This is a genomic window from Reichenbachiella faecimaris (assembly GCF_900176375.1).
Classification (GTDB): Bacteria; Bacteroidota; Bacteroidia; order Cytophagales; family Cyclobacteriaceae; genus Reichenbachiella; species Reichenbachiella faecimaris.
The window spans coordinates 183,921-210,920 of the sequence record NZ_FWYF01000003.1 but is presented as its reverse complement, the minus strand read 5'-3'; the positions used below and the strand labels follow the sequence as shown (position 1 = coordinate 210,920).

The 27,000-nt window shown below is 38.3% G+C and carries 23 protein-coding genes and 1 tRNA gene; 17 read left to right on the top strand and 7 right to left on the bottom strand.

Annotated features, from left to right (window positions below; genetic code table 11):
- Window positions 1–29 precede the first annotated feature (29 nt).
- From B9A58_RS13405 to B9A58_RS13395, 3 genes are all read right to left on the bottom strand, one after another.
- A complete protein-coding gene (locus tag B9A58_RS13405) occupies window positions 30–1,373 on the bottom strand; it encodes a deoxyguanosinetriphosphate triphosphohydrolase (protein ID WP_317042066.1) in 1,344 nt (447 codons plus the stop codon).
- Between the two features lie 4 nt (window positions 1,374–1,377).
- Window positions 1,378–2,130 carry an SDR family NAD(P)-dependent oxidoreductase gene (locus B9A58_RS13400; protein WP_084373385.1) on the bottom strand — a complete coding sequence of 251 codons (753 nt, stop codon included), beginning with the start codon at window positions 2,128–2,130 and terminating at the stop codon, window positions 1,378–1,380.
- 73 nt (window positions 2,131–2,203) lie between these two features.
- Window positions 2,204–2,890: an outer membrane beta-barrel protein gene (locus B9A58_RS13395; protein WP_084373384.1), complete on the bottom strand. Its 687-nt coding sequence runs from the start codon at window positions 2,888–2,890 to the stop codon at window positions 2,204–2,206.
- A gap of 127 nt (window positions 2,891–3,017) precedes the next feature.
- Here B9A58_RS13395 and B9A58_RS13390 point away from each other — a divergent pair, with 127 nt between their 5' ends.
- Complete coding sequence (locus B9A58_RS13390) at window positions 3,018–4,838, top strand: DUF885 domain-containing protein (protein ID WP_084373383.1); 1,821 nt, start codon at window positions 3,018–3,020, stop codon at window positions 4,836–4,838.
- Window positions 4,839–4,936: 98 nt separating this feature from the next.
- Here the strand turns inward: B9A58_RS13390 and B9A58_RS13385 are convergent, their stop codons facing one another.
- Both B9A58_RS13385 and B9A58_RS13380 read right to left on the bottom strand, forming a co-directional pair.
- Window positions 4,937–6,211, bottom strand: coding sequence for a sterol desaturase family protein (locus B9A58_RS13385; RefSeq protein WP_084373382.1), 1,275 nt, complete (start codon window positions 6,209–6,211; stop codon window positions 4,937–4,939).
- A 121-nt stretch (window positions 6,212–6,332) separates the two neighbouring features.
- Complete coding sequence (locus B9A58_RS13380) at window positions 6,333–6,767, bottom strand: SRPBCC domain-containing protein (RefSeq protein WP_084373381.1); 435 nt, start codon at window positions 6,765–6,767, stop codon at window positions 6,333–6,335.
- 71 nt (window positions 6,768–6,838) lie between these two features.
- Here B9A58_RS13380 and B9A58_RS13375 point away from each other — a divergent pair, with 71 nt between their 5' ends.
- From B9A58_RS13375 to B9A58_RS13320, 12 genes are all read left to right on the top strand, one after another.
- Window positions 6,839–7,099, top strand: coding sequence for an OadG family protein (locus tag B9A58_RS13375; protein ID WP_084373380.1), 261 nt, complete (start codon window positions 6,839–6,841; stop codon window positions 7,097–7,099).
- A 2-nt stretch (window positions 7,100–7,101) separates the two neighbouring features.
- A complete protein-coding gene (locus tag B9A58_RS13370; RefSeq protein WP_084373379.1) occupies window positions 7,102–8,976 on the top strand; it encodes a biotin/lipoyl-containing protein in 1,875 nt (624 codons plus the stop codon).
- A 12-nt stretch (window positions 8,977–8,988) separates the two neighbouring features.
- Window positions 8,989–10,179, top strand: coding sequence for a sodium ion-translocating decarboxylase subunit beta (locus tag B9A58_RS13365; RefSeq protein ID WP_084373378.1), 1,191 nt, complete (start codon window positions 8,989–8,991; stop codon window positions 10,177–10,179).
- Between the two features lie 10 nt (window positions 10,180–10,189).
- On the top strand, window positions 10,190–10,336 hold the full coding sequence (locus B9A58_RS13360; protein ID WP_084373377.1) for a type II toxin-antitoxin system HicA family toxin: 147 nt from the start codon (window positions 10,190–10,192) through the stop codon (window positions 10,334–10,336).
- Window positions 10,337–10,491: 155 nt separating this feature from the next.
- A complete protein-coding gene (locus B9A58_RS13355) occupies window positions 10,492–10,965 on the top strand; it encodes a ribosome maturation factor RimP (RefSeq protein WP_176214782.1) in 474 nt (157 codons plus the stop codon).
- A gap of 4 nt (window positions 10,966–10,969) precedes the next feature.
- Entirely contained in the window at window positions 10,970–12,214 is a 1,245-nt protein-coding gene (nusA, locus tag B9A58_RS13350; protein ID WP_084373375.1) for a transcription termination factor NusA, read from the top strand.
- A gap of 44 nt (window positions 12,215–12,258) precedes the next feature.
- Window positions 12,259–15,084, top strand: a complete 2,826-nt coding sequence (gene infB / locus B9A58_RS13345; protein ID WP_084373374.1) for a translation initiation factor IF-2 — start codon at window positions 12,259–12,261, stop codon at window positions 15,082–15,084.
- A 237-nt stretch (window positions 15,085–15,321) separates the two neighbouring features.
- Window positions 15,322–15,395 (top strand) — tRNA-Arg (locus tag B9A58_RS13340).
- 226 nt (window positions 15,396–15,621) lie between these two features.
- Entirely contained in the window at window positions 15,622–16,782 is a 1,161-nt protein-coding gene (locus tag B9A58_RS13335) for a site-specific integrase (RefSeq protein WP_084373373.1), read from the top strand.
- Window positions 16,783–16,809: 27 nt separating this feature from the next.
- Entirely contained in the window at window positions 16,810–17,976 is a 1,167-nt protein-coding gene (locus B9A58_RS13330) for a hypothetical protein (RefSeq protein WP_084373372.1), read from the top strand.
- Between the two features lie 168 nt (window positions 17,977–18,144).
- Window positions 18,145–18,456: a helix-turn-helix transcriptional regulator gene (locus B9A58_RS13325; RefSeq protein ID WP_084373371.1), complete on the top strand. Its 312-nt coding sequence runs from the start codon at window positions 18,145–18,147 to the stop codon at window positions 18,454–18,456.
- A gap of 259 nt (window positions 18,457–18,715) precedes the next feature.
- The gene (locus B9A58_RS13320; protein WP_084373370.1) at window positions 18,716–19,393 is read left to right on the top strand and encodes a recombinase family protein; all 678 of its coding nucleotides are present in this window, start codon (window positions 18,716–18,718) and stop codon (window positions 19,391–19,393) included.
- Here the strand turns inward: B9A58_RS13320 and B9A58_RS13315 are convergent.
- Window positions 19,390–19,833 (bottom strand): JAB domain-containing protein, encoded by a 444-nt coding sequence (locus tag B9A58_RS13315; protein ID WP_084373369.1) that lies wholly within the window; start codon window positions 19,831–19,833, stop codon window positions 19,390–19,392. The two genes, B9A58_RS13320 and B9A58_RS13315, sit on opposite strands and share 4 nt — an antisense overlap.
- A gap of 430 nt (window positions 19,834–20,263) precedes the next feature.
- Here B9A58_RS13315 and B9A58_RS13310 point away from each other — a divergent pair, with 430 nt between their 5' ends.
- Both B9A58_RS13310 and B9A58_RS20390 read left to right on the top strand, forming a co-directional pair.
- Entirely contained in the window at window positions 20,264–21,679 is a 1,416-nt protein-coding gene (locus tag B9A58_RS13310) for a toxin-antitoxin system YwqK family antitoxin (RefSeq protein ID WP_139793888.1), read from the top strand.
- Between the two features lie 114 nt (window positions 21,680–21,793).
- A complete protein-coding gene (locus B9A58_RS20390) occupies window positions 21,794–21,949 on the top strand; it encodes a hypothetical protein (protein ID WP_176214781.1) in 156 nt (51 codons plus the stop codon).
- A 65-nt stretch (window positions 21,950–22,014) separates the two neighbouring features.
- On the opposite strand, the gene B9A58_RS13305 is transcribed toward B9A58_RS20390, so the two are convergent.
- On the bottom strand, window positions 22,015–23,349 hold the full coding sequence (locus B9A58_RS13305; protein ID WP_084373367.1) for a hypothetical protein: 1,335 nt from the start codon (window positions 23,347–23,349) through the stop codon (window positions 22,015–22,017).
- Between the two features lie 536 nt (window positions 23,350–23,885).
- Here B9A58_RS13305 and cmoA point away from each other — a divergent pair.
- Entirely contained in the window at window positions 23,886–26,180 is a 2,295-nt protein-coding gene (gene cmoA, locus B9A58_RS13300) for a carboxy-S-adenosyl-L-methionine synthase CmoA (RefSeq protein ID WP_084373366.1), read from the top strand.
- On the top strand, window positions 26,152–26,997 hold the full coding sequence (locus tag B9A58_RS13295; RefSeq protein ID WP_084373365.1) for an asparagine synthase-related protein: 846 nt from the start codon (window positions 26,152–26,154) through the stop codon (window positions 26,995–26,997). Before cmoA ends, B9A58_RS13295 begins: the two co-directional genes overlap by 29 nt.
- Window positions 26,998–27,000: the final 3 nt, after the last annotated feature.

Below are 27,000 nucleotides of genomic sequence, written 5' to 3'. Positions count from 1 at the left end.
TTGTACGAAAGATAAACATTGTCTTTGGCTTATGCCAAGCTAATACCTTTCATAATTCTAAATTGTTTGACAGCCGAGCTGTCTGTCATTCCAGATATATAATCTGTGATCTCAAGTGCAGATTCGTAAGGACTTTTTGCCCAGTCCAGCTTGAACTGTACCTCAGCGGGAAGCAGTCGATAAACACTTTTGTGCCGACCAGAGTAATTCTCCTTATTATAAAACTTGCAAAAAACTGCCTCCATAAAAGATTCCAATAATGCATCTATCACTTCAAAACCAGCTGCTTCTTTTTCAAGCACCTGCCTGCTTTGATAGATTCTCTTTACAGAAAATGAACTTAGTTTTTCGAGTGTTGAGGCAGAAGGTATAAGATCAGTCAATGCCCTATCAAAATTTCCACTCAAAATCTCCTCTTCATGTTTCATAAAAACTTCAGAGGTTTGGTGAATCAGTGTGTTTATAGCTACTGCCCTGAGTACGCCAATTTTTTCTTTGTCACTGGCTATATTTTCTAGTTTCTCTGGATAATAGCTTTCACCAAGGATTTCAGCCAAAAAATCCCTCGCCTCTTCAAATGAAACCAAGCCCAAACCAAACCCATCCTCCAGGTCTATGATACTATAGCATATATCATCCGCAGCTTCTACCAGAAAGGCCAGTGGATGCCTAGCGAATGTGTTTTCGTTTTGGCTCAATGGATACAGTCCCAGATGTTCGGCCACTTTACAAAAAGCAGATTCTTCTGCTTTGAAGTAGCCATATTTTTTTTGACTCTTTCTGGCCCTGTCCTGATTAAGGAGTGTGGATGAGCAAGGGTACTTGGTAAATGCAGCTAAAGTGGCATAAGTCAGTCTCAAACCCTGTTTTTGATTTTTTGTAAGCAACCTAAAGCCTTGTGCATTGCCTTCAAATCTGATCAGGTCATTCCATTCTTGTTCTAAAACTAGGGTTTTGATTTTTTGGGCCTTGGTATTATACAGAAAATAATCTGATATGGCCTGTTCGCCAGAATGACCAAAGGGCGGATTGCCCACATCATGAGCCAAAGCTGCTGCCCCAACCACAGCACCAAAATCATACGGAGTCAAATAGGACAACTCCTCATATTTTTCAATCACGGCGGCTCCTACATTTTTTCCTAGAGACTTCCCTACACTAGAAACTTCCAAACTGTGCGTCAGTCTTGTATGTACAAAATCTTGATCTGGAAGTGGAAAAACCTGCGTTTTGTCCTGTAAGTTTCTAAAGGGAGCACTAAAAATGATACGGTCATAATCAATCTCAAAATCACTCCGTAGTGGGTTAGCGTTTTTATTTTCTTTACGATCCCCTATTCGGGCAGACGACATTAAGTTCTTCCAGTTCATCATGTATCTAAAGTTGTCGGTTGACAATGGTACTGCTGGCCTGAGCCGTTGGGAAGATGGTAATATCCGCAATAGTGACATGAGGTGGTCGATCTACCACAAATTTTACTGTCTCTGCAATATCATTTGCATACAGAGGCGTGATTCCTTTGTACACACTTTCACTTTTGTCTTTGTCTCCCTTGAATCTAACCACTGAGAATTCTGTTTCTACAAGTCCTGGATGAATACCCACCACTCGAATACCATAAGGATTCAAGTCTATGCGCATACCTTTGATAGCAGCATCTACACCAAATTTAGAAGCACAGTAGACATTCCCATCAGGATAAACCTCCTTTCCAGCTATGGAGCCAATATTAATAATGTCACCCGATTTTTTTTTCACCATTCCAGGGGTGATGGCTCTGGTTACATACAAAAGCCCTTTCAAATTACTATCTATCATGGCGTCCCAGTCAGCCAAATCACCTTCATGTATAGGTGCCCGGCCGTGTGCATTTCCTGCATTATTCACCAGTATCTGAATATCCTGCCATTGGGATGGCAAAGAATCTATGGCCGTGTTTACTGTTTTAGAATCAGATACATCAAAGGTAAGTGCGTAAACATCCGTTTTCGCGCGCAGTGCATCTGCCAATTTCTCCAGCCGCTCCACTCTTCTCCCACAAATAATCAGGGCATAATCTGAGGCCAACATTTTAGCAATGGCTTCTCCTATGCCTGAAGTGGCTCCAGTTATAAAAGCAATCTTTTTCATGTCTTACTGATGGTATTTGAATCTCGAAATTACATGGAATCGATGAGATAATTAAACGCTTGCCCAGTTGTTCTTAAAGATCAAAGCTGATGCTCAACTGTGGGAAAACCATGTGCGTTCTGCTGATTTCCTGATGCTCATAATAGAAGTCTCCAGAGTCGCCTTGTTTCAAGTTCTTTGGTGAGATGTATTCTACTGGCCCGCTCGCCAGATACAGCACTCTCAAATCGGCTCCAAAAGACTGTCTGCGAAAAGAAAAACCGAGTCCAGCACCATAGCTCCATACGCCTTTAGACTGATCAGCAAAAATAGATTCGTCTTCAATATCGAGGAGTGTATCAAATAGATCATTGTTGTATTTAGTAGTCGTAGAGAAGAATTTGCCTCCACCAAGCAGATCCACATAGGGTTTGATAGGGGCATCCGTTTGAACTCTTAATCTGGTTACAAGATGAGTAGTTATTAGTGTTGCTGTGGTTTTCAAAGGAAGACCACCAATTTCACGCTTATCCTTTCCCATATAATTGATGCCCAAATCCAATCCAATCTGAAAAAAATTTGAGGTTTTAGAAGGATTCCATACACCACCCAAATTTCCACCATAACCCAAATTTCTATCTATTTCATCAGCAAAAGTCCCAACAGGTACGGCAAACTGCAGCCCCAGCCAAAATTCTCCAACTGGAACTTCCGATGAAGTTTGAGCTGAGGTATGAGTTGAAAAAGCAATAATTACGATGAGCAAAGCAATATTTTTCATTGAAGCCTAGGTTTAAGTTAATGTCAAATATATCCTTGAAACCCCTAAAGAGGTACGTCATTCGAGTCATTAAAAAAACATTATTTACAATTCTATAAATTGCACATTGAATTAAACAAATTTAAAAATGAAACAAGTCAAAAACTCAATTTTAATCTTTTTGGCACTGACGGTGGCATGTACGCCAAATCAGGATCAAAAATCATATTCCGCTGACGAAATAGCAGCTGAGTCAAAAAAAGCGAATGATTTTTTTGAAAAATCTTTCAATGAAGGATTGGAAAGGAGTCCTGAATACCAAACCTATCTGGGTATAAAAGATAATCAGGATAAATGGGATGACTACTCAGATGAAAATGCTCAGGCTGAGTTGGAAATTACAAAACAGGAGTTGCAATGGTTAAAAGACTCTGTGAACTACGACGCCCTTGACGAAAGTACCAAGGTGAGTTACAGTCTATTTGTATCCTCATCAGATCAGGAGATTGAAGGGTTTAAATATAGGCTTTACAACTATCCAGTCAATCAAATGTTCGGGATGCATTCTGGCAAACCAGCGTTTCTGATCAATATGCATCAAATCACTAATACAGAAGATGCAGAGGCCTATATTTCAAGGGTATCAAAACTAAAAGCTGTTTTTGATCAGCTAATTATAAATTTGAAGACTAGAGAAGAGAATGGCATAGTTCCTCCAAAATTCGTCTTCCCCAGAGCCATTTCCGATTCTGAAAATTTATTGAAAGGAGCTCCTTTCACTGAAGGTGAACCAAGCACATTGCTTGCAGATTTTTCAAATAAAATAGAAAAATTAGATTCATTGTCTCAAGATGACAAAAATGATCTGCTGGCTAAAGCAAATGATGCCCTACTCTCAAGTGTAAAACCCGCCTATGAGTCACTCATCTCTTTCCTAACCGAGCAAGAGCAAAGAGCAACCACAGACGATGGAGCTTGGAAGTTTCCTGATGGTGAAGCCTTTTTCAATTTCGCACTGAAAAGGACCACTACCACTGATTTGACTTCAGATGAAATACATGAAATCGGTCTGAAAGAAGTAGCAAGGATTCATGGTGAAATGAAAGAGATCATGAAGACTGTAGGCTTTGAAGGAGACTTGAAAGCATTCTTTGAATACCTAAAAGAAGATGGGCAATTTTATTACCCAAACACAGATGAAGGTAAGCTGGCCTACATGGATAGCGCCACGGCTGTAATCAACAACATGAAATCTCGTTTGGATGAATTGTTTATCACCAAGCCAAAAGCTGATATGATTGTAAAAAGAGTGGAAGCCTTCCGTGAGCAATCTGCAGGAAAAGCTTTCTATCAAAGTCCAGCGTTGGATGGCAGCAGACCAGGTACCTACTATGCTAATTTGGCCGACTCTAAGAACATGCCAAAATTTGAAATGGAAGCACTTGCGTACCACGAGGGCATACCAGGCCATCATATGCAGCGTAGTATTTCGCAGGAACTAGAAGGTATACCCAAGTTTAGAAAATTTGGTGGATATACAGCCTACACAGAAGGATGGGGCTTGTACTGTGAGTTTATTCCTAAGGAAATGGGACTGTATGAAAACCCATATTCTGACTATGGCCGTTTAGCAATGGAACTTTGGAGAGCGTGCCGTTTAGTAGTTGATACGGGAATTCATGGCAAAAAATGGACGCGTGAGGAAGGTATTGCCTACTATCAAAACAACACCTCTGGAACTGAGCGTGAGTGTGTGAGAATGGTAGAAAGACACATCGTAATGCCCTCTCAAGCTACTGCCTATAAAATCGGCATGCTGAAAATCTTAGAATTGAGAGCGGATGCAAAGGCTAAACTGGGTGAAAAATTCGACATTAGAGAATTTCATGATGTCGTTTTGACCAAGGGAGCTGTTCCTCTTGATCTATTAGAAACCATGGTGAACGATTGGGTAGCTTCTAAAAGCTGATCTTTAGAATGACTGATCCAGAATAAATGTTACACTTTTTGTGTAACGCTATTTCAACAAGGGAAAGAAGAAACCACTTGAGCAATCTGGTGGTTTTTTTATGCCCCGGCCTTAGCCACCAGATTAGAAGCGGTGAGCTCCTTAATGGCAAAGCCCATAGTGATAAGCATTGACACAAGCAAGTAGGCCATTACTACCATTGATCCAGCTGCCCAAAACCCATTGAGGCCGAACCAGTCGCCAGATTGCAAAACCCAGTAGATGGCACCAACACATTTGATAGCCTCAAACAGCACAGCTGATTTTTTCAAATCCATTAGGGCGCTATAGGCATAAATATGTATGAACAGAAATGCGCCATAAATGAACAAATTTGGAAAACCAATTTCCCCAAAATTGATCAGCATCAAAATCAAGAAAAGATGTGTCATGACCAGTTGAATCCAAGACCAAATATGTAAAGCTGAAGAAGCCTCTGTGTCATATTTAACCTGATCTTTCGGGTCATCTATATAGTCAATTGGGTATTTGTCCTTGATATCTTCAGGCCTCCATCCCAAGGGCATAAACCAAATCCTCAGTTTATCCAACCAGCTATTTGTCCGCCAGGCATCTTTTATCAGGAGCCACAAATGCTGAAAATTGATCAAAATGGGATTCCAGGTTTTTGGTGCCTTTTTCACACCATATACACAAGGTTCCTCCTCAAGTTCCTCCTGAAAAGTACCAAATGCCCGATCCCAAATACAGAATATAGCAGCCAAATTCTTGTCCAAATAAATAGGATTTATGGCATGATGTACGCGATGCTGTGAAGGCGTCACTATGATATACTCTAAAAAGCCAAGCTTAGGAATATGACGGGTGTGGTACCAAAACTGCAAAAACAAGTGAATAGGACTAACTATGGCTATAACCTTTGGGGGCACTCCCAGTAATGCGGCAGGGATCAAAAGCACAGAATATATGCCGAAAAACGAAGAAATACTCTGACGGAGTGCACAAGCCATGTTGAATTCTTCACTGCTGTGATGCACCACATGTTCATTCCAAAAATAATTGATGTGATGTCTTAATCTGTGAATCCAATAGCTGGAGAAATCTATACAAATAAAGCAGATCAAATAAACCAATACGGAACTTTTGATTTCGATCAAGGCCATCTTTTCATAAAGCCACGAATAGGCAATAATGACCAAGGTGAGTCCTAGTAAATCTTTAACAGAATTAGTAATACCAGAGCTAATACCTGTAATGGTATCAAAACTTCGAAAGGTGTTTTTTTTCACAACCATTCCGTAAATCACTTCTATTGCCATCAGCAATAAAAAAACAGGAATGATATATAAAACGGCTTTTGCGTATGCTTCCATGGGTAAATGACAATTGCCAAATCTCTACAAGATTTCGCATAATTTGGATTGATGAACTTTCAAAAATAAAAAATCAAACCACGGAAGGCAACCAAAAAACTAACTTTATTATGCGCGCATACTAAATCACTTGCTCTTCAGTATACGTTTTCATGGCTTCATTCATGGTTTCAAAGCCTTTGATTGTTTTATCACGTACTTTTTTCATGATCGCGCCTTGAAGAATGCCAGTAAAATTTTCTCCATGCACGAATTGAGTCTGAAATTCCGTCACTGGATGGAGTTTGAAATAATGATTTCCAGCAAATAGTCCCTTAAGCAAAAGTTTTCCTGTCCACTCAAATCGCCGCCCTTCCTCATAGGCCACTACTTTGGGTTTGAAAAAATTCTTCCGCCCATCCATATTGATGATCACGTCAAGCTTATTACCCAAAATAGCTTCTCCTTCTACAGTGAGAAATGGATTCCAATGCCGATAGGCCTCAAAATTCATCAGTACACGCCACACCACTTCTACTGGCGCATCAATCAAAATTTCGGTTTCAATGTTTTTCATATGAATTCTATCGGTTTATACAATATTCTTTAAGTTGCAATTAAGTAATTTACAAGAGGTTAGCAAAATTTATGACTGACGAACTGCGTACGGCTTTCTTACTCATGGGTGTCGGAATGATCACGGTATTCATCGTATTGCTCTGTGTGGTCATCATTGGAACCCTTCTTATACGCTTCGTCAATCGGTTTGTTCCTCTAACGGAAAAATCCGTTTATCAGTCTCCTGATACCTCAGAAATTTCGCCAGTGAAAATAGCGGCGATCACATCAGCTGTAGATATTTTCACCAAAGGCAAAGGGAAGATTACAAATATTAACAAAATCAAATAACCATGGGAAGAGAGATAGGATTGTGTCTGGTATATCGTGATATGTGGCAGTCTTCTGGCAAATACATGCCACGTGTGGATCAATTAGTAAAAGTTGCCGAACCCATCATTGATATGGGCTGCTTTCGACGTGTCGAAACCAATGGTGGTGGTTTTGAACAAATCAACCTCCTCTATGGAGAAAATCCAAACATCTCCAACAGAGCCTGGACACAACCCTTTAATGATGCAGGAATCCAGACACAAATGCTCGAAAGAGGGTTGAACGCCCTTCGTATGTATCCAGTAGCAGATGACGTAAGAAAATTGATGTTCAAGGTCAAAAAACTGCAGGGCACGGACATTTCCAGATCGTTTGATGGTCTCAATGATGCTCGAAATCTTGAGAAGTCTATTGACTACGCCAAAGCAGGGGGTATGATCTCTCAAACCTGTCTGTGCATTACTTATTCGAAAATTCATACAGTCGATTATTACATCAAAAAAGCCGAAGAGCTGATAAACTTAGGCGCTGAGGAGATTTGCATCAAAGACATGGCTGGCATTGGCAGACCTGTTTCTTTGGGCAAAATAGTGGCAGGAATCAAAGAAATAAAACCAGACATTTTGGTACAGTATCATGGACACTCGGGTCCGGGATTTTCAGTGACTTCATCATTAGAGGCTGTTCGAGCAGGAGCAGATATAGTAGATGTTGCCGTCGAACCTTTGTCCTGGGGAACTGTCCATGCAGATTTATTGACTGTCCATGAAGTTTTAAAAGACGCTGGCTACTCCCTGCCAGGGATCAACATGAAAGCTTACATGCAGGTGAGAACTTTAACTCAAGAGTTTATAGATGACTTCCTAGGCTACTATATCAATCCAAAAAACAGACTGATGAACTCTCTACTCATTGCGCCAGGATTACCAGGTGGCATGATGGGTAGTCTAATGGCTGATTTAGAGAACAACCTCAAAAGTTTGAACAAATGGATGGAAAAAAACAACAAGCCACTACTCTCACAAGACGACTTGTTGATTAAACTTTTTGATGAAGTACAGCACGTCTGGCCTATGATGGGTTATCCTCCACTTGTCACCCCTTATAGCCAATATGTGAAGAATGCTGCTCTGGTCAATGTGATGCAAATGGAAAAAGGGAAAGCAAGGTGGTCATTACTGGATGACAATACCTGGGACATGATGCTCGGAAAATCTGGTCGCTTACCAGGCGAAGTAAGTGAGGACCTAAAGAATCTAGCCGCTGAGCAAGGACGAGAATTTTTTGAGGGGGATCCCTCTGAATTAGTTCCAGACTGTTTAGATGAGCTGAGGAAAGAAATGGATGAAAATGGTTGGGATACAGGTGAAGATGACGAAGAATTACTGGAATATGCCCTACACCCACAGCAATACTTAGACTACAAATCAGGGAAAGCCAAAGCCGACTTCGAGACTGACTTAGCACAACGAAGGGCAGAAGAAAACACACCGCCAACCAGTACAATACCTGGCATTGACCACACCTGGGATTTAGGCCCAAAATCCATTCAAGTAGATGTAAATGGAGAAAGATTCAATGTCAATATATCTTATGATGACCATGAGACAAGTGCCAGTCAGTCACAGGAAACGTCAGCTGCACCACCTTATGCTAATGGACACTTGAAAGAAATTCTGGCACCACTCGAAGGCAAAGTCTTTCTCACCAAAGACCCATCCGAAACAGCCAAAAAAGTTGGTGATACCATTCAGGAAGGAGATGTGATCTGTTACATAGAAGCCATGAAAGTAGTGAATGCTGTGAAAGCTGATCAAAGCGGAACCATTGCTGAAGTTTGCATTAAGGATGGAGAAGATATTTTTGATGATGATGTCCTATTCAAATTGAATTAATCCAATTATTCAATGGAACTACTTCGAAAAGTATATGAAATGACCGCCATTGGCGATCTGGCTGCTCACCCAGAAAGTATTCTGATGATTCTCGTGGCTTTTGGGCTATTGTATCTTGGCATCAAGAAACAGTACGAACCCTTACTATTGGTACCCATTGCTTTTGGTGTTTTGTTGGCGAATTTTCCTGGAGGAGAAATGGGAGTGGTCAAGATTGACGAAAGCTTCAACTTACTAGAGATAGCCAAGCATCATGGCATCATGAACTTCCTTTATTACGCCTTAATAAAAACTGGCTTCCTTCCCCCTATTATCTTTATGGGCGTAGGTGCCTTGACAGATTTTGGACCTATGCTCAGAAATCTTCGATTGGCATTTTTTGGAGCTGCCGCTCAAATAGGCATTTTTTCCGTACTCATAGCTGCTATACTCATGGGATTCACTCCTAAAGAAGCAGCCTCTTTAGGAATCATAGGGGGTGCTGACGGCCCAACAGCCATTTACACGACCATCAAATTGGCTCCACATCTTTTAGGTCCAATAGCCATAGCGGCCTATTCCTATATGGCACTCGTCCCCGTGATTATTCCGTTTGTCGTCAGGTTTACTATGAATAAAAAGGAACTGGCCATCAACATGAAAAAGCAGGATAAACTTTATCCCTCTGGCTCAGAAATTAAAAACCTACAAGCTGTTAAAATCTTATTCCCTATAGCTCTTGGAACTATTGTAGCAATTATGGTTCCCTCTTCTGTGCCACTAGTCGGTATGCTGCTATTTGGCAATCTGGTAAAAGAAATAGGTAGTAATACCTCACGTTTGCTTGATGCAGCCTCAAACTCAATCATGAATGCAGCAACTATATTCTTAGGATTAACTGTAGGAGCAACTATGACGGCCAAAGCTTTTTTGAACATAGAAACCATCATGATAGTCGTAGGGGGATTCATCGCCTTTACCATATCTATTGCTGGGGGGATATTTGCTGTGAAGGTTTATAACTTGTTTGCTCAAAAGAAGATCAACCCGCTCATTGGAGCTACGGGACTTTCAGCCGTACCCATGGCCTCACGAGTGGCCAACGAGATTGCACTCAAACACGACCCATCTAATCACTTGCTTCAATACGCCATGGCTAGCAACATCTCTGGGGTCATTGGTTCAGCTGTGGCAGCAGGTGTTTTGATTTCATTTTTGGGATAAATTTCAGTTATTGAAAGCTGGCTTTACGCTTGATAGAGTTAAAGGATGTCACCACATTTATAAACATACTAGAGGCAAAAGAGCGGTTGTACCCCATCCTAAAAAAGACTTACCCAAGGGTACCTATCATTCTATATTAAAACAAGCTGGAATTTAGTTTGGCACATCTAAAACTACTGTAACAGCTCCTTTCACTATCACCCATTATTAATCCAAATATTTGTTTTGACGGATTATTCCTCTACATTTGCATTCGAAATATAGATTTCATGAACGAGGGGGCTTCAGTCCCCTCTTTTTATAGTAGTAATTGTGACTGAAAGCATCGTAGATCAAATACAAACATTGGTGGAAAGCATCTTGTCAGAGCAGGAAGACCTGTTTTTGGTAGATATCATCAAGAAAGGCAATGACCGTAGTGGCAAGCTGATCGTATTGCTCGATGGCGATCAAGGAATAACTATAGAAAAGTGCAGTGAGGTAAGTCGAGCAGTTTCTCATTTTATTGATGAGGAAATTGAGCTTAATGAGCCTTTGACATTGGAAGTCTCTTCGGCAGGGTTGGATCATCCACTCAAACTGAATAGGCAATATGTCAAAAACATTGGAAAAAATGTGAAGGTGACTTTGAATGACAAATCCATTGTGGAAGGTCAGATAAAAAGAGTGGAAGATGCTTCAATCGAACTGGAAGTGCTGATTGACAAAAAGAAGAAAACCACTGAAACCAAAGTCATTAATTTTGCAGATATAAATAAAACTATTGTTCTAGTTTCATTCAAATAATAAAATGGATAGTTCTGTATTAATTGAGTCGTTTTCGGATTTTGCTAAAAGCAAAAATGTAGACCGTCCTACCATGATTAGAATACTCGAAGATGTATTCAAAACCATGATTCGGAAGAAATTTGAGTATGATGACAACTTTGACATCATTATCAATGCTGACAAAGGTGACCTTGAAATCTGGAGGTTTAGAGAAATTGTTGATGACAATTCAGAAGACATCTGGGATCATGATAAAATCAGTTTGACTGATGCTAGAAAGATAGAACCTGATTTCGAAATCGGTGAAGAAGTAGCTGAAGAAGTAAAACTGATTGATTTTGGCAGAAGAATGGTTATGACTGCACGTCAGACCCTCATTCAAAAAATCAAGGATTTAGAAAAAGATATTCTATTCCAAAAGTATAAAGATCTCGTAGGTGAAATCATCAATGGCGAAGTTTATCAGACTTTGAGTAGAGAAGTATTGTTGATTGATGGTGAAGGAAACGAATTAACTATTCCTAAATCTGAACAAATCAGCAAGGACAGATACAGAAAAGGTGACTCTGTAAGAGCCATTGTAGATCGTGTGGAGATCGTCAATGGCAATCCAAGAATTATCTTATCAAGAATCTCTCCGACTTTCCTTGAAAGACTTTTTGAAAGTGAAGTGCCAGAAGTTTACGATGGTTTGATTACCATCAAAAAAGTGGTACGTGAGCCAGGAGAAAGAGCTAAAGTAGCCGTAGAGTCTTACGATGACAGAATTGACCCTGTAGGTGCCTGTGTGGGTATGAAAGGATCTAGGATTCACAGTATTGTCCGTGAATTACAAAACGAAAACATTGATGTGATTAACTTCACAGACAATATGGACTTGTATATTACCAGAGCGCTGAGCCCGGCTAAAATCACAAGTATCAAAATAGAAGAAGAAAACAAAAGAGTTTCTGTTTACTTGAAGCCAGACCAAGTTTCATTGGCGATAGGTAAAGGTGGACAAAACATCAAATTGGCAAGCAGACTGGTGGACATGGAGATTGATGTCTTCAGAGAGCTAGATGGATTAGAAGAGGAAGATGTAGCCTTGGCGGAATTTACCGACGAAATCGAAGATTGGGTAATTGACGAATTGAGAAAAATCGGTTTGGATACTGCTAAAAGTGTAATATCGCTTTCAATGGAAGAGCTACTCAGAAGAACTGATTTGGAAGAAGAGACCATCAATAATGTATTGGGTGTCTTAAAACAAGAATTTGAACAATAAGCTGATTATTTAATAATCAGAAGAAGAATACTTTTTAATTGACTATGGCTGAAGGTAAAATGATAAGACTCAATCAGGCAGCAAGAAAACTAAACGTCGGGATAGACACCGTCGTGGAATTCTTGTCTGAAAAGGGGCATGAAATAGAGCGGAGCCCCAACACCAAGCTTACCCCGGATCAGTATGCAATTCTTGCAAAAGAATATGCCGATTCCGCACATGAAAAAGAAGAGGCAAGTAGCCTCTCTATTGGCTCCAAATCTGGAGACAATGTGGTAATCACTGCGGAAGCCACTCCAGCACCAGAAGAACCAGTCAAAGAGGAAGAAATTCTAATTACGGACAACACTGCAACAGACGCTCCTGTAGCAGAAGAAAAGCCTGAAGAAACTGAAAAAGCAGACGAGTCATCTGTGGGAAGTCCTAAACTTCAAGGCATCAAAGTAGTTGGTAAAATCGATCTTGGAGACAACAAGAAAAAAGAGGAACCCAAGAAAGAGGAAGCACCCAAAGCAGAACCTAAAAAAGAAGAAGCACCTAAGGTAGAAGAAAAGACTCCCGAGCCAGAGGCTACGAAAGTAGAGCCTAAAAAAGAGGAAGCGCCTCAAGCAGAACCACAGAAAGAAGAGGCGCCTAAAGCAGAAGAAAAATCTTCAAAAACTGAAGCACCAAAAGTGGAAGAAAAGCCAGCAGATGCTCCAGAAAACAAAACAATTGAAGCAAAAGCGGACTCCTTGAGAGGGCTTAAAGTTTTGGGTAAAATCGAATTGCCAAAAACACCTAGCAAAGGAGATAAAGGAAAGCCAGTAGCATCCTCAGACACCTCTGGAGACAAAAAACGTCCTAGAAAACGAATCAGTACTTCTAAGAAGGATTCAGGAGGAGGCCAAAGGGGCACGGCAGATAGACGAGGAGGCGGACGATTCGAGAAAGGCAAGAAGAAAGTCGTCAAGGAAGAATTGACCGACAAGGAAATTCAAGATAAAATCAAGGCAACACTTGCAAAACTGAGTGGTGGAAAAACCAGCTCTAACGTAAGTAGATCAAAATATAGAAAAGAGAAACGATCAGCAGTAGCGGATGCCGAGGAAGAAAGGCTAATGCAGGAGCAGGAAGAATCTAAGACACTAAAAGTGACTGAATTCGTATCCGCAAATGACCTGGCCAGTTTGATGGATGTATCCGTCAACGATATCATCTCTACCTGCATGTCTTTGGGCATGTTTGTTTCCATCAACCAACGTTTGGATGCCGAATCTATAACGATTATTGCTGATGAGTTCGGATATAGCGTTGATTTTACTACCCAAGACGAAGAAGTGGATGTAGTAGAAGAAGTAGATGCAGAGGAAACCTTAGAAGATCGCGCGCCGATCGTAACCATCATGGGTCATGTCGATCATGGTAAAACTTCATTGCTTGATTATATCAGAGACTCTAAGGTAACAGATGATGAAGCAGGGGGAATCACACAGCACATAGGTGCTTATGATGTAACGACTGAATCGGGAAAGAAAATCGCTTTCTTAGATACACCAGGTCACGAAGCCTTTACGGCAATGAGAGCAAGGGGTGCTAAGATTACTGATATTGTAATTATCGTGGTCGCAGCAGATGATGACGTGATGCCACAGACGAAAGAGGCCATCAATCACGCACAAGTAGCAGGTGTACCCATCATTATTGCCATTAACAAGATAGATAAGCCCAATGCTAATCCTGATAAAATCAAGGAAGCATTGTCAGCTAATAATATTCTTGTAGAAGATTGGGGTGGTAAGTATCAGTGTCAAGAAATTTCTGCAAAAACCGGACAGGGAGTTGAGGATCTTCTTGAAAAAGTATTGCTAGAAGCGGAAGTATTAGAATTAAAAGCTAACCCCAACAAAAAAGCGGTTGGCTCGATCATAGAAGCTACACTGGACAAAGGACGAGGATATGTGACCACTATGATGGTGCAGTCAGGTACTTTAGAGGTTGGTGACGTTGTACTTGCAGGCTCTTACTTTGGTAAGGTCAAAGCCATGTTCGATCATAAGGGAGCCAAACTTAAAAAAGTTGGACCATCTACTCCATTGCAAATGCTGGGATTGGATGGTGCGGCACAAGCTGGTGACAAGTTCAACGTGATGGAGTCTGATCGGGAAGCTAGAGAGATTGCTACGAAGCGTGAGCAAATTCAGCGTGAGCAAAATATTAGAACCAAGAAACACATTACACTTGATGAAATCGGTCGTCGTTTGGCTATTGGTTCATTTAAAGAATTGAACGTAATTGTAAAAGGTGACGTGGATGGTTCTGTAGAGGCATTGTCTGATTCACTGTTGAAACTTTCTACCAAGGAAGTGCAAGTGAATATCATCCACAAAGGTGTGGGTCAGATTTCAGAATCTGATGTACTATTGGCATCTGCTTCAGATGCGATTATCATTGGTTTCCAGGTTCGTCCATCTGGAGGGGCTAAGAAAATTGCCGAAACAGAAGAAGTTGAAATCAGACTATACTCTATCATTTACGACGCCATCAATGATGTGAAAGATGCCATGGAAGGTCTATTGGCTCCTACTGTTGAAGAAGTGATCACAGGTAATATTGAAGTAAGAGAAGTTTTCAAAATCACGAAAGTAGGTACTGTAGCAGGTTGTTATGTGACTGATGGTTATGTGAAGCGATCTAACAACATTAGACTGATCAGAGATGGTATTGTAACTTACGAGGGTGAGGTTGGACAATTGAAACGATTTAAAGACGACGTAGCTGAAGTGAAACATAGCTATGAATGTGGTATCTCTATCAAAGGCTTCAACGACATCAAAGTAGGTGATGTGATCGAAGGGTTCGAACAAAGAGAGATCAAACGCTCGCTATAAGACAGGGTCTTGGAAGCGATCAAACATATCACTTCCTTTTTATGTTATAGTTCATTAGTGCTTCTTTCCATAGGTTTGTTTTACAAACCATGGGTGGTACTCTGGTGGCACGAGATACAGAATCGCTGGTTAGTGATCAAATATTATGGGACGTTAGCGGTCATCTTTTTTTTACTGAAAATACTTTTAAATGGTTGAGACAAAATAATAGACTCAACTATATTTGCAGAAATATTTGGCCTTGTAGCTCAACTGAATAGAGCACCTGATTACGGCTCAGGAGGTTTCAGGTTTGAATCCTGACAAGGTCACAAAACGAAGGTCGATTTCACCCGAAATCGGCCTTTTTTATTATCTAGTGCTATAAAATCATCGATTCTGACGTTTTAAGATAATGCAGCTCTACGCACATTAAAGCATATAGCAGCAAATATGTTGTACCAATGTTGTACCCTGTGTTGTACCCGTTTTACCGCAATAATATTGTAGTTGTGAAGTCGAATAGCAAATATTGACTCGAACTTAAATATTAGGATCATGCTACAATACGGTTTAATACACAATCGAAAAGGTATTATAGGAAAAGATGGTAAAGCTCTAATTCAAATTCGAGCCTACGATAGAAAAAGGTATAAATACTTAAGTACCGAAATTCGGATTGAACCCAAGCAATGGGACAAGGAGAAGATGAAGGTCACTCCCAATCATGCTCAATATATCAAACTAAATAGGGTTCTAGAATCCAAAATCACTCGGCTCGAGGATTATGAAATCTCTCTAGCATCACAAGGAAAAGAATGTTCACTAACCATGATTGAACAATTCCATCTGAATGGTAAAGTCACCATAACCTTTAATGAATTTGTTGATTATGAATTGAAGAATAGTACCTTAAGTAGCGGTACAATAAGACAACAAAAGGTCTTCTACAATAAACTAAATGAGTTCAGTCCCAATACAGTTTTTAGTCAACTTGATTATGACTTCTGTTGTCGATTTGAAAAGTTTTTAGTCGACAAGAAACTGCACCAAAACAGTATCGCCAAGGAATTCAAAAACTTCAAGAAATTTGTAAACCTAGCTGTAGCAAAGGACTATATGGAATTAGGTAAAAATCCCTTCTTGAAATATAAAGTCAAATCTGTTCCGTCAAAAAAGATACATCTCACTTCCGAAGAACTAAACCGAATTGAAGAGTTAGAATTTACAGATTGGGAATTTAAAAATGCAAGAGATATCTATTTGTTTGGAGCCTATACTGGTTTACGATATGGAGATATAAGTTCATTAAAGAAAAGTGATATTATTAAACTGGAAGATGGGAGTTGGAATCTAGATATCAGAATGAGAAAAACATCCAACTTGTTATTACTACCACTCCATAAGCTTTTTAATGGCAGACCAAAAGAGTTAATTCAAAAGCATAGTGAATTGCATAAGCATTCTGAAAAGTGCTTCAAATGCTTCTCAAATGAGCATCAAAATAGATTATTAAAACTAATTGCCAAACTTGCCAAAATAGATAAACGATTGGCTTTTCACTCAAGTCGACATTCATTTGGAACAAATCTTCTAAATCATGGGATCTGCATAGAAGTAGTTCAAGGGTTGATGGGTCATACGAAGATTCAACAAACACAAGAATATGCACAACTCCTTAATATTTCAGTTAACCGTGAACTCGATAGAATTTGGTAGATTAGTTACTAAAAACATACACTATTTATGAAATTTAATGAGCATCTCGAATTTAAATACAAATTCAAAGGAGGCATAAATCGTGCAAAGAAAATAAGGGAAGAAAAAGAAGCTCAGATAGCAGAATTAGAACTACAAAAAGAATTTTTTGAATACTATAAAAAACAAAAGCCATCAGACACCTCACACATTCGGCACTGCGAAAACAAATTAGAAGAATTGAACAAGTCTCTTGAAGACATAGATGCGATCGAAGAGTCCATAATAGATAAATCAAATGAATCCTTCTCCATTTACCTTTACTATAAAAAAGATAAAGCAAAAAGCACCATATCATGGATAAAGGATGGCAAATTAAATGCACTAGAAAATCCACGGGACCTTGAAGAATCGCCAGAAGGAATAGAAGAGATTGAAGCCATTGCCGATATGGTAAAAATAGAAACAGATGAATTCACCCTTCCTTTGCTTGAAAACCAGAACTTCGCTGACATTCTCAGATTTTATAGATATACCCCTTCACAAGCCATTGCATACAATGCAATGCTCTTTATTCGGATGTATTGGTCTCCATCTTTTAGTTCTCTAAGCAAATCAGATAGCACCTACAGGCCAATGAAAATTCTTGATGATTTTTTTGAATTTAAAAATCTATTTCCGACATCAGAAATATTACTAAAAAGCAGTAGCCCTAAAAACGAACTAAATCCTTCGCAATACGAAGGAATTTTCCACAGTGTAATGGAAGAAAAAGAACAGTTTGCAACTTTGGTTAAACGAATTTCCAATGCAGGTGTCAGAAAATTTAGAGAAACACAACTGTTTGAAAAAAGAAGAAATTTTATAGAAGACCCTTACCCATACTTTCAAACAGCCCTATTACTTTTCACTACTATGGATATTTCTAACGACGGTTCTGATATGATTTACGTCATGGAAATGCTTGAATTGTTTAAATCATATGACAGTGTAGTAAAAAAATTTGCTAGTAAAAATAACCTAACCAGATATCAGAATACATTATGGGCAATTTTCGCTGATCCTAACATTAAACTAAAATTCGATTCTTACATTGAACTACTTAAAAAAGAACGCAAATTCAAGTATGATGATGAATATGATTTGTACTCTTTTCTAAGACCTCCAGGAGATGTCAATCATTCCAAATTCCTACAATTCATTGATAACTCTTAAACCAATACCTAAAAAGTATGGACACTTTTAATTGAGTCACCTCAATAAAATTAACAATTATCTTCTTTAGGGGTATTTTTAGGCCTTTTGAACTTAGACACTTTTCATTGATGGATTATTGATATGAGATGCAAGATTATTGTATCATAAATTTTAAAATAAAAAAATATGAGAACATTCAATGAAACATTAGCAAAAGTGGTTCAAGATGCAGTAGCTCCCGAGCTAAACCAAATTCAATCTTCAATTGATAAGCTGGTGGAAGAATTTAAAAAAGTTTCCAAAAGTAAGATTGATTTACCTTGTGATCCCGAAATTGTCTATTTACCAGAAGCTGCTAAAATTTTGAAGTGCAGCAAGTGGACAGTAGTTCGTTTAGAAAAACGTGGCTTCTTTGCAAGACTTAACAAGATTCCTAAGTCACCAATCTATTATCGTAAAAGTGATATTATAAACTTTCTTTCTAGCAATGATAATTAAGAACAACTGTCTTTTCTGAAAATCATAGTGGGCGCCCACTATTTTCTAAGAATCCATATTAGCAGTTGAGCATAGTTGTCTATTAGACTATCCGGCCGGATAAATTCTTAAAACCGTCTAGCAGACTATGCACAAATCCCGTTTTCAAACTGATATAACACTTCAAGAACCTTGGTTCTTCAAATGATATATTTTTCATTTCGTAGTATTCCACCCACCGGTTTTGGTTTGATTTATAGAAATAAACAAAATCGCCAAAATGCAATACATATCTTATCTGCGTGTCTCAACTGAAAACCAGAGTCGCTCTGGTCTAGGATTAGATGCTCAAAAATCCATGATTCGTTCCTTTATTAATAAGGATGATATCATCCTCAAAGAATACATTGAGGCTGAGAGTGGTAAGAACAATAATAGACCCATGCTCAATCAAGCCATTGCTGATTCTAAGCAATTCAACGCCACTCTATTAATAGCCAAACTGGATCGTTTGTCCAGAAATGCAGCATTCATCTTCAAACTCCGTGATTCTGAGGTTAATTTCCGAGCAGTTGATATGCCTGATGCCAATTCACTTACTGTAGGGATTATGGCGGTTCTTGCTCAGCATGAACGGGAACTGATCTCAGATAGAACCCGAAAAGCCATGCAAGTCAAAAAACTGAGAGGTGATAGAATGGGTAATCCCCAAAACTTAACTGATTATACACGTGAACGCAGTCTAGCAGTCCGACAACGTAATGCCCTAAATCACCCTGCCAACAAACAGGCCATGGAAATGATATTCGCTCTTCGTCAATCAAATCTTACCTTTCAACAAATTGCCGATAAACTATCTGTGATGGGCATGAAAACCAGAAACAACAAGGATTTTGTCGCTTCAACGGTACGAAGATTATACAAGATCAAAGAAAGACTTGAATCTGAAAGTGTTTAAATATAACCTTTATCGGCTAGTGAGGTATATCCTTCGCTCGTAAGGATCAAATGATCCAATATCCCAATATCCAGTAATCTACCAGCTTCATAGACCTTCTTGGTCAGCTGAATATCCTGTCGACTTGGGTTAAGGTTACCTGATGGATGATTGTGGCACAGTATAATATAGGAAGCATGGGCTTTCAGTGCTGCCGAGAAGATCATTTTAACATCGACCACCGTACCTGCCACCCCACCCTTTGATATATCATATATGCCTAAAGCTTGGTTCTGTCGGTTAAGTAGCAGAATCTTGAACTCTTCCTGGAACTCTATTTTATCATGATCCCAGTATTCATTGAATACTTTGTAGGCTGCCGAAGATGAACTGACCTGTATCCTTTCTTTGGCTTTTACCTTAGAACGATAGATGAGCTCGATTTCTGCAACTTTAAACATGGATCAAATCAAACCACTATCTTAGAATAATACAATCTATTTTATGTTTTTATGATGTGAGTATATTTTAATATTAGTTATTTGCAAATATTGATTTGAAGTAAATCCATTTGATTTCTAATCCGTTTTATCAATTAATAGTTAAATTTGATCATTATCAAAATGACAATAAATGAGATAGACATTATCTAAAGACATATAAAGAATAGCGTTGCTAAGGTTTTCTTCACCCTAAAATCGCCAAATTTTAAAACACGAAGAAACTGCAGTTGTACGCATCCTAATGGGGTGTGTTACTTTCTGTTGTATTATTCGTGTTGGGTGTTTGGCGATACCCGGGTGAAGTAATTTCAGCAGAGGTTCACGCCCTTCTTTTTTGAATATACTTTTCTAGCTCTTTGTTCCTCGGAGCTCAATAATCAACAAAACAATGAGCTTACATTTTCGATCTATGTATAGTATGGCAATATGCTTCTCCATACTATTTATTACAAATGCTATTGGTCAATCCCGTGAAGTGGAAACCTATTATGACCTTGGCAGAACCAAAATACATGAGTATTACACTACCCTTGACGAGCCACCTTATAAAAAACATGGGGTTTATAAAGAATTCGATGCGGATGGCAATTTGATCCGATACAAGGAATTCAAAAATGGTGAGCAACATGGAATGGTAAGAGTGTACTACTTCATACCTGACTACGCCCAAAAAGCTTGTTATGGCAAACTAATTGGTGAATCTGAGTGGGTCAATGGCGAGCGGCATGGGTGGGACAAAACCTGGGTCTGTGATCAAGGCAATATCACGCTTGAAAGTGAAATCTATTATCAGAACGGGGTTGAACAAAAAGGCAAGTTCTATTATAAAAACGGAAACTTACAAGCCGAAAAAGTCCCTACAGGTATAAATAAGGAATGGGATGAAGCGGGTCAATTGATTGCTGAGTACGAGGTTACAGATGGTGTTGAAAATGGATCAAAAACTCTTTGGTACTCAAATGGTCAACTCAAAGCCAAAGGAGAAACTGCTGACGGTATAGAGATAGGCAACTGGGTGTCTTATTTTGAGAATGGTAACCTGCAATATGAATTAGTACTTTCTGCCGAAAAGCCCTTTCCTATCTCAAGATTGGGGTACTATCCGAATGGCAACTTGCAAAACAGCTTCAAAGAAACTGCCAATGGGCAATATGTGATGGAAGACTATTTTGAGCACGGTTCCTTGAGTGTTAGGGCCAATAAAAAGTACGACCCTTCAATTAGGGAACTGGTATTCCATGGTACACTCGAGGTTTACAATGGCAAAAACGAGAAGGTTGCAGGAGGTAATTTCATTGAAGGCTGTAGAGTCGGCGCATTTACGTTATTGTATGATAAGGATTGGAAGGAGGTTTATAATTTCACTGAAGCTGCTTTCAAACGTGAGTTGGTATTTGATCAAAGATGTAAGCCAACAGGTATGGTCACAGACTATTATATATCTGGAGTCAAACAATTCGAAGGCAAGATGACTTCACTTGATCCTGAGGTGCTTGATGGACTTTGTACCTTCTTCTATCCCAATGGAAACAAAAAAGAAGAAAGGACTATTCTCTATGGTATCCCAAGTAAGATCGTAAAGTATTACGAGCACGGTCCAGTACAAATGGAAGCCAATTACTCTGAAGGTAAGCTTGATGGTAAGGTCAATTATTATGATGAGAATGGTACACTTCGTCAAAGTGAGCAATATCGGCTTGGGCTAAAAAATGGAGAGTGGAAGTACTTCTCTGAGAACGGAACATTGATGGAAGTGGAAAGGTATCGGTTTGATCAATTGATTGATTCAAGAACGATGAACTGAGTTTCATTCTATTAAGTGCGGCTCATCACGTTTTTCACAAAACCATTGACATGGGTACTCTGGTTGGTTACAATTGTCTGGTAATCAAATGTTTTAAACTAAATTTTGAATATCATGAATGACAAAAAAGAAAACAAATCAGTTGAGCAGACAGCCTCCAACGGAATGGTGGATCTATTGTTGAACATCCTTGAAAACTCTAAGTCAAGCAAAGAAGATAAAGCGTTGTCAAGAGCTGAACTGAAAAGGATGATTGCTACTGCTGCCTGAGTCAGCAGCCTTTTGAGAAAACACATCCTATTTATGAGTCCTCAATTACTTGAGGACTCCTTTTTTTAGTTTTTAACTTCCAATCTGGGAATATTTCCAAAATTCTTGTCAAAAACGCTTTCAGCTATTTGTTTAAATTCTTTCTCATGAGACGATTTAATCAACCAAGAATCATGAACCGTTAATATATCTGTAATTCCATTTTGTGCTACTTGTTCAATTACTTGATCTAGAACTATGTTACTTTCTATTCTTTGCAAAAACAATGTCAAATTACTATGCCTCTTATTACTAGGAGAACTATTGATTTTTATTGATTTAATTTTATTCAATTCATCAATCATTCCAGGATAGTCTCTTTCGAAAGATTTGAAAATCTCTCCCTTTTGACCATAAGGAGAACTAAACAATATAGCATATGTCATCTCCTTGGCTTCCTGCCTATCTATATCAAACTCATCTGCATACCTCTGGTAGATATCCTTTTTGTCTAGAAGTATATCTTTTTGAAAAAGTCTATAACCTTCATTTGCTTTTAGGTCTTGAATCGCCATTTCAAACTTGGCAGCATCAAACGGACGCAATACTTTAAATATCCAATCGGTTGACAAGTTGGCTAAAAAATAAAGCTGACTCATTTTAATATCAATTTCTACCAGTGATTCATCTGAGTCGGAGAACTTGATTAGCGGTCTGAATTCCTTTTTTAAATTTGTAAGTATTGAATGAACTCTGTTCCCAAACTTATCCATTCCTGGCCCAGTGAAGTTGTCATAGAAATTATTTTTTGGTAGCAAAGAAGTATCTACTTTCTTAAGTGAATCAATTATTACTTGCTTGCTAGTTTCAGATAATCTAATGTTATCAGCCTTACTCTTTCTCAAAAATTTAATGAAGCATCTTTTCGCATTGATGGATTTCGCATCTTTTAGCTCATATTTAATCCACCCCCTCTGATACGTGCTGTTTAATAACTTGATAGGAATTTTGTAATGTTTGGTCTTACCTTCTAGATATACCGATTCCGTAATTATACCTTGATGATAAGATTCATCTATTTCCAACAATCCAATACATTTCAATGTTCTTAAAACGTACCTGTAATTAGCTTTTCCGAAAATCTTCCCTAGTTTGTCACTATGTACCGAAATAAACTTTGTAATTCGATAATCATGGTAATCCACTTTTTCATATCTAGCTAAAGCGAGATAATTATACATGAGATAGCTGTAAAATAGTAGTACTCTTTCTACTTGAATATTTATATGCTGTTGTAATTCTTTAATCCTATCCTCTGTGAAGTATGGAGGTAGAATAATCATATTGCTCTTTGTCATTTTAATAATTTTTAATTCAATTATTATATCGACAGATCCCGTTTTGTTTAATAAAAACTTCATTCGGTATGCGATTTTTAAATCAAGAGCAAATACAAAAACTTAACTAGATATTGATGGAGAGGAAGAATGATAGAATAATTATATAATTCTATAGAGCTAAGGAAGTGAATCGATTAATGTAAACATTAACAGTAATCATTGAACTATCAACCATTACTAACAAGTATTGAGTAAAGAGTTGATCTGTTATGATTAATACCCAATAATATAATGGTACAGGGATTCAATTTTCATTTCTGTATGGTTGTACCTTTATAGTACATCCATATTTCAATCAATTGATGGTATAAATGACATCTAGATGAATCAATTCTTTGAATTGATAGAATTATAATCAATCCGAAACAACCTTCTAGAAATCATTTAAAAGGCAAATCTTCAATTCATTTCAAAAACATCATAATCGATCCTTTTTTAATCATTCAATAGAGCATGTACTGTCACAGAGCTACATGTAGAAGCAACTCATCTCCATTCTATATTGCCAATCATTGAAGTTTTGAATCTTCATTTTTTTAATATTTAAAATTTTTAAAATGAAAAAAGATCAAATTTTTAAGGAATCCAGCGGAGAGTCCTTTTCATTCCGAAATGAAGTAGCCACTGTCTTTGATGACATGGCATCTAGAAGTATTCCAGGATATGAAAATATTCAGGAAGATGTAGCACGAATTGTAGCTCAATTCGCCAGGTCAAATACCAATGTTTATGATCTAGGATGTTCAACAGCGACAACGCTGTTGAATATTGAAAAGCTGGTAAATGAAAATGTTAATCTGATCGGAATTGATGAATCAGCTGACATGATTGAGCAGGCCATGAATAAAATTATCCAACATCAATCAAGGATAAAGGTATTGAGTAATGATTTGGTACATGGACAGACAGTTTCTAATGCATCAGTTGTACTCATGTTATGGGTATTGATGTTTGTCAGGCCAATAAATAGAAAGGAGGTAATACAAAAAATCTATGATGGCTTGAGACCTGGAGGTATTTTCATAATGACCGAAAAAATATTAGGTGAAACAGCACAAACCACTAAACTCTTCATGGATAACTATTACAACTATAAGCGAAAGCAAGGTTATTCAGAAGAGGAGATTCTAAACAAAAGGTTGGCACTTGAAAATGTGTTAGTACCCTTCAAACACTCTGAAAATTTAGAGCTGTTACAAATATTTGATCATGTCGAGGTCTTTTACAAGGACAAACAATTTGTTGGGTATCTGGCATTCAAAAGTGAGGAGCCAACAAAAACCATTATCAGTTTAGATGATATATCACCAGTCATAGACAAAGGCTACGAAGTGATTGAATCATCTGCTCAAGAGGCAGAGGTAAATAACGAAGTCGGTGCAAATCATAAATTTCCATATCAATGGAAATTGGCAGACATTAATCAACAAATCGACGAGTTGAGTAAATCCAGAGACTTACCTAAAGTGATGAGCACCTTTTCGTGTGGAGGTGGTAGTTCAATGGGGTATAAATTGGCAATGTGTGATGTAATTGCCAATCTGGAGTTTGATCAAAAAAAGAATGAGACCTACAACTTAAACATGAGTCCAATGTTCTCATATACCGAAATGATCCAAGACTTTGTTAAACGAGAGGATTTTCCAAAAGAATTATATGAGCTCGATATTCTGGATGGAAGTCCTCCTTGCAAAACATTCTCAACCAATGGCAAGAGAGAAAAGAATTGGGGAAAAGAAATTGAGTACACAGCTAATACTCCAAAACAAAAAGTATCAGAACTGTTTTTCGACTTTATTAATCTGGTAAAACGGCTCAGACCTAAGACAGTCATTGCCGAAAATGTCAGAGGGTTAATCATTGGAAAGTCAAAACTACATTACTTGATACCAATTCTTAAAGCGTATGATGAGGCTGGCTACTTTGTGAATTTATATGTATTAGATGCTAGTGAATTTGGCGTTCCTCAAAAAAGAAGAAGAGTTTTCTTTGTTGCTGTCAGAAAAGATTTAGCTCCTAGGATTAATAGCAGCATTGACCCATCTGCGGAAATGGACTATAGCATTTACGATAATGAAACGGATCATACGAAAGTCGAGCTTTCTAAATTGGAATCGATTCTACCTAAGCTAACTATTCCGTCTCCAGAAAGGCCAATTCCATTTGAATCAATTGAAGAGGTTAATCCCGAACAGGTAAAATGGATTACAAGCGATAAAGTAAAGGAGCTCTGGGAGAAACTCGAACCCGGAAATAACTTTGGAAAAATACATCCCAAAGGGCATTGGTATAACAAAAATAAAGTGAGTTCAAAACAAGTTATTCCTACTATAATTCCAAATGCTCCGATGTATCACTATAATAATCCGAGACATTTAACTCTTACTGAATTGGAAAGGGCAGGTTCATGGCCACAAGACTATGACTACGGCAAATCAGATCCAGAAGAAATGATTGGAAGGGCGGTGCCACCTGTGTTGATGGCACAACTTGTCTCGATGGTCAAGGAACAATACCTTGATCCAATAAACAATTATGAAGGGGAGAATACCGATCAAAAAGTTCCAGAAATCAAAAAAGAGGAATTGATTGCGGTTTTCAAAAGTCTAACAAATCTGTCTGACTACACAAAATTCCCTAAACCTGATTCAAAACGGAGTAACAAGAGGTATTACTATTCCAGATATTATAACCTAGGATGGGATCTTCAGCATTTGTCTTTTGACAAGGGTAAACAATATCTTTTAAAGGACTTTCTTATCCGTCATAAATCAATTACAGACGTTGATCAAAAATCTCTTTACAAAGCTTTAGAAGAGCTTCATGGATTATACAAGAGACATGCTCAGTAATCAACAAATTGGTGACTTGCGAGATAGGTTTTTGAGTCAGTTGAAATTGGACTGTCAGGATGAAAATGAGATTGGTCTGTATTTGAGTGGTGGTATTGATTCGTGCGCTGTACTTCTTGGCTTACTAGCACTTAATAAAGAAGTCACAGCATACACATTTTCTTTACCTGGTAAACTTTCAACTGATTTCAGAACCGCTCAGAAAGTGGCAGAAAAGTTCAATTGCAAATTTGTAGGTGTAGAATTATGGCAAAACGTCAACCTTTCTATTGTCTATAAGTTGATGAAAACTTTTCAATGTAGGAAGAAAACAGATATAGAATGCCTGTATCCGTTTCTTGCAACAATGCCTCATGTCAAAGAGAGAGTAGTTCTTACAGGATATGAATCTGATGATCATTTTCTCTTAAACCGACAGGCGATGACTCATTACAAGAAAACCTTGGAATTGAATCAAGCATATCGTCGATCAATTTTTCAAAACTACTCTACTCTCCAATTTGAAAAGCTGAAAGAAATTGGTCTATCACATGGCAAGTCAATACAGAGTCCTTATTGTAGCAAACCCATTTATGACTTTTTCTATGATAAAACTTGGAATGATTTGAATAAACCAAAAAGGAAATACCCCTTGATACAAATGTTTGATCAAATGAGTCTAATTGGAGACTTACTTTATCACTCAAATCTTCAAATGGGAGACAGCGGACTCAGAGAACATTTCGCGGTCCTGCTTAATTCCTCAATAAATAAAAATAACCGAAGCAGAGTCATGGATTTGTACAGAGACCTATTTAATGAAATCCGAGATGGATAAATA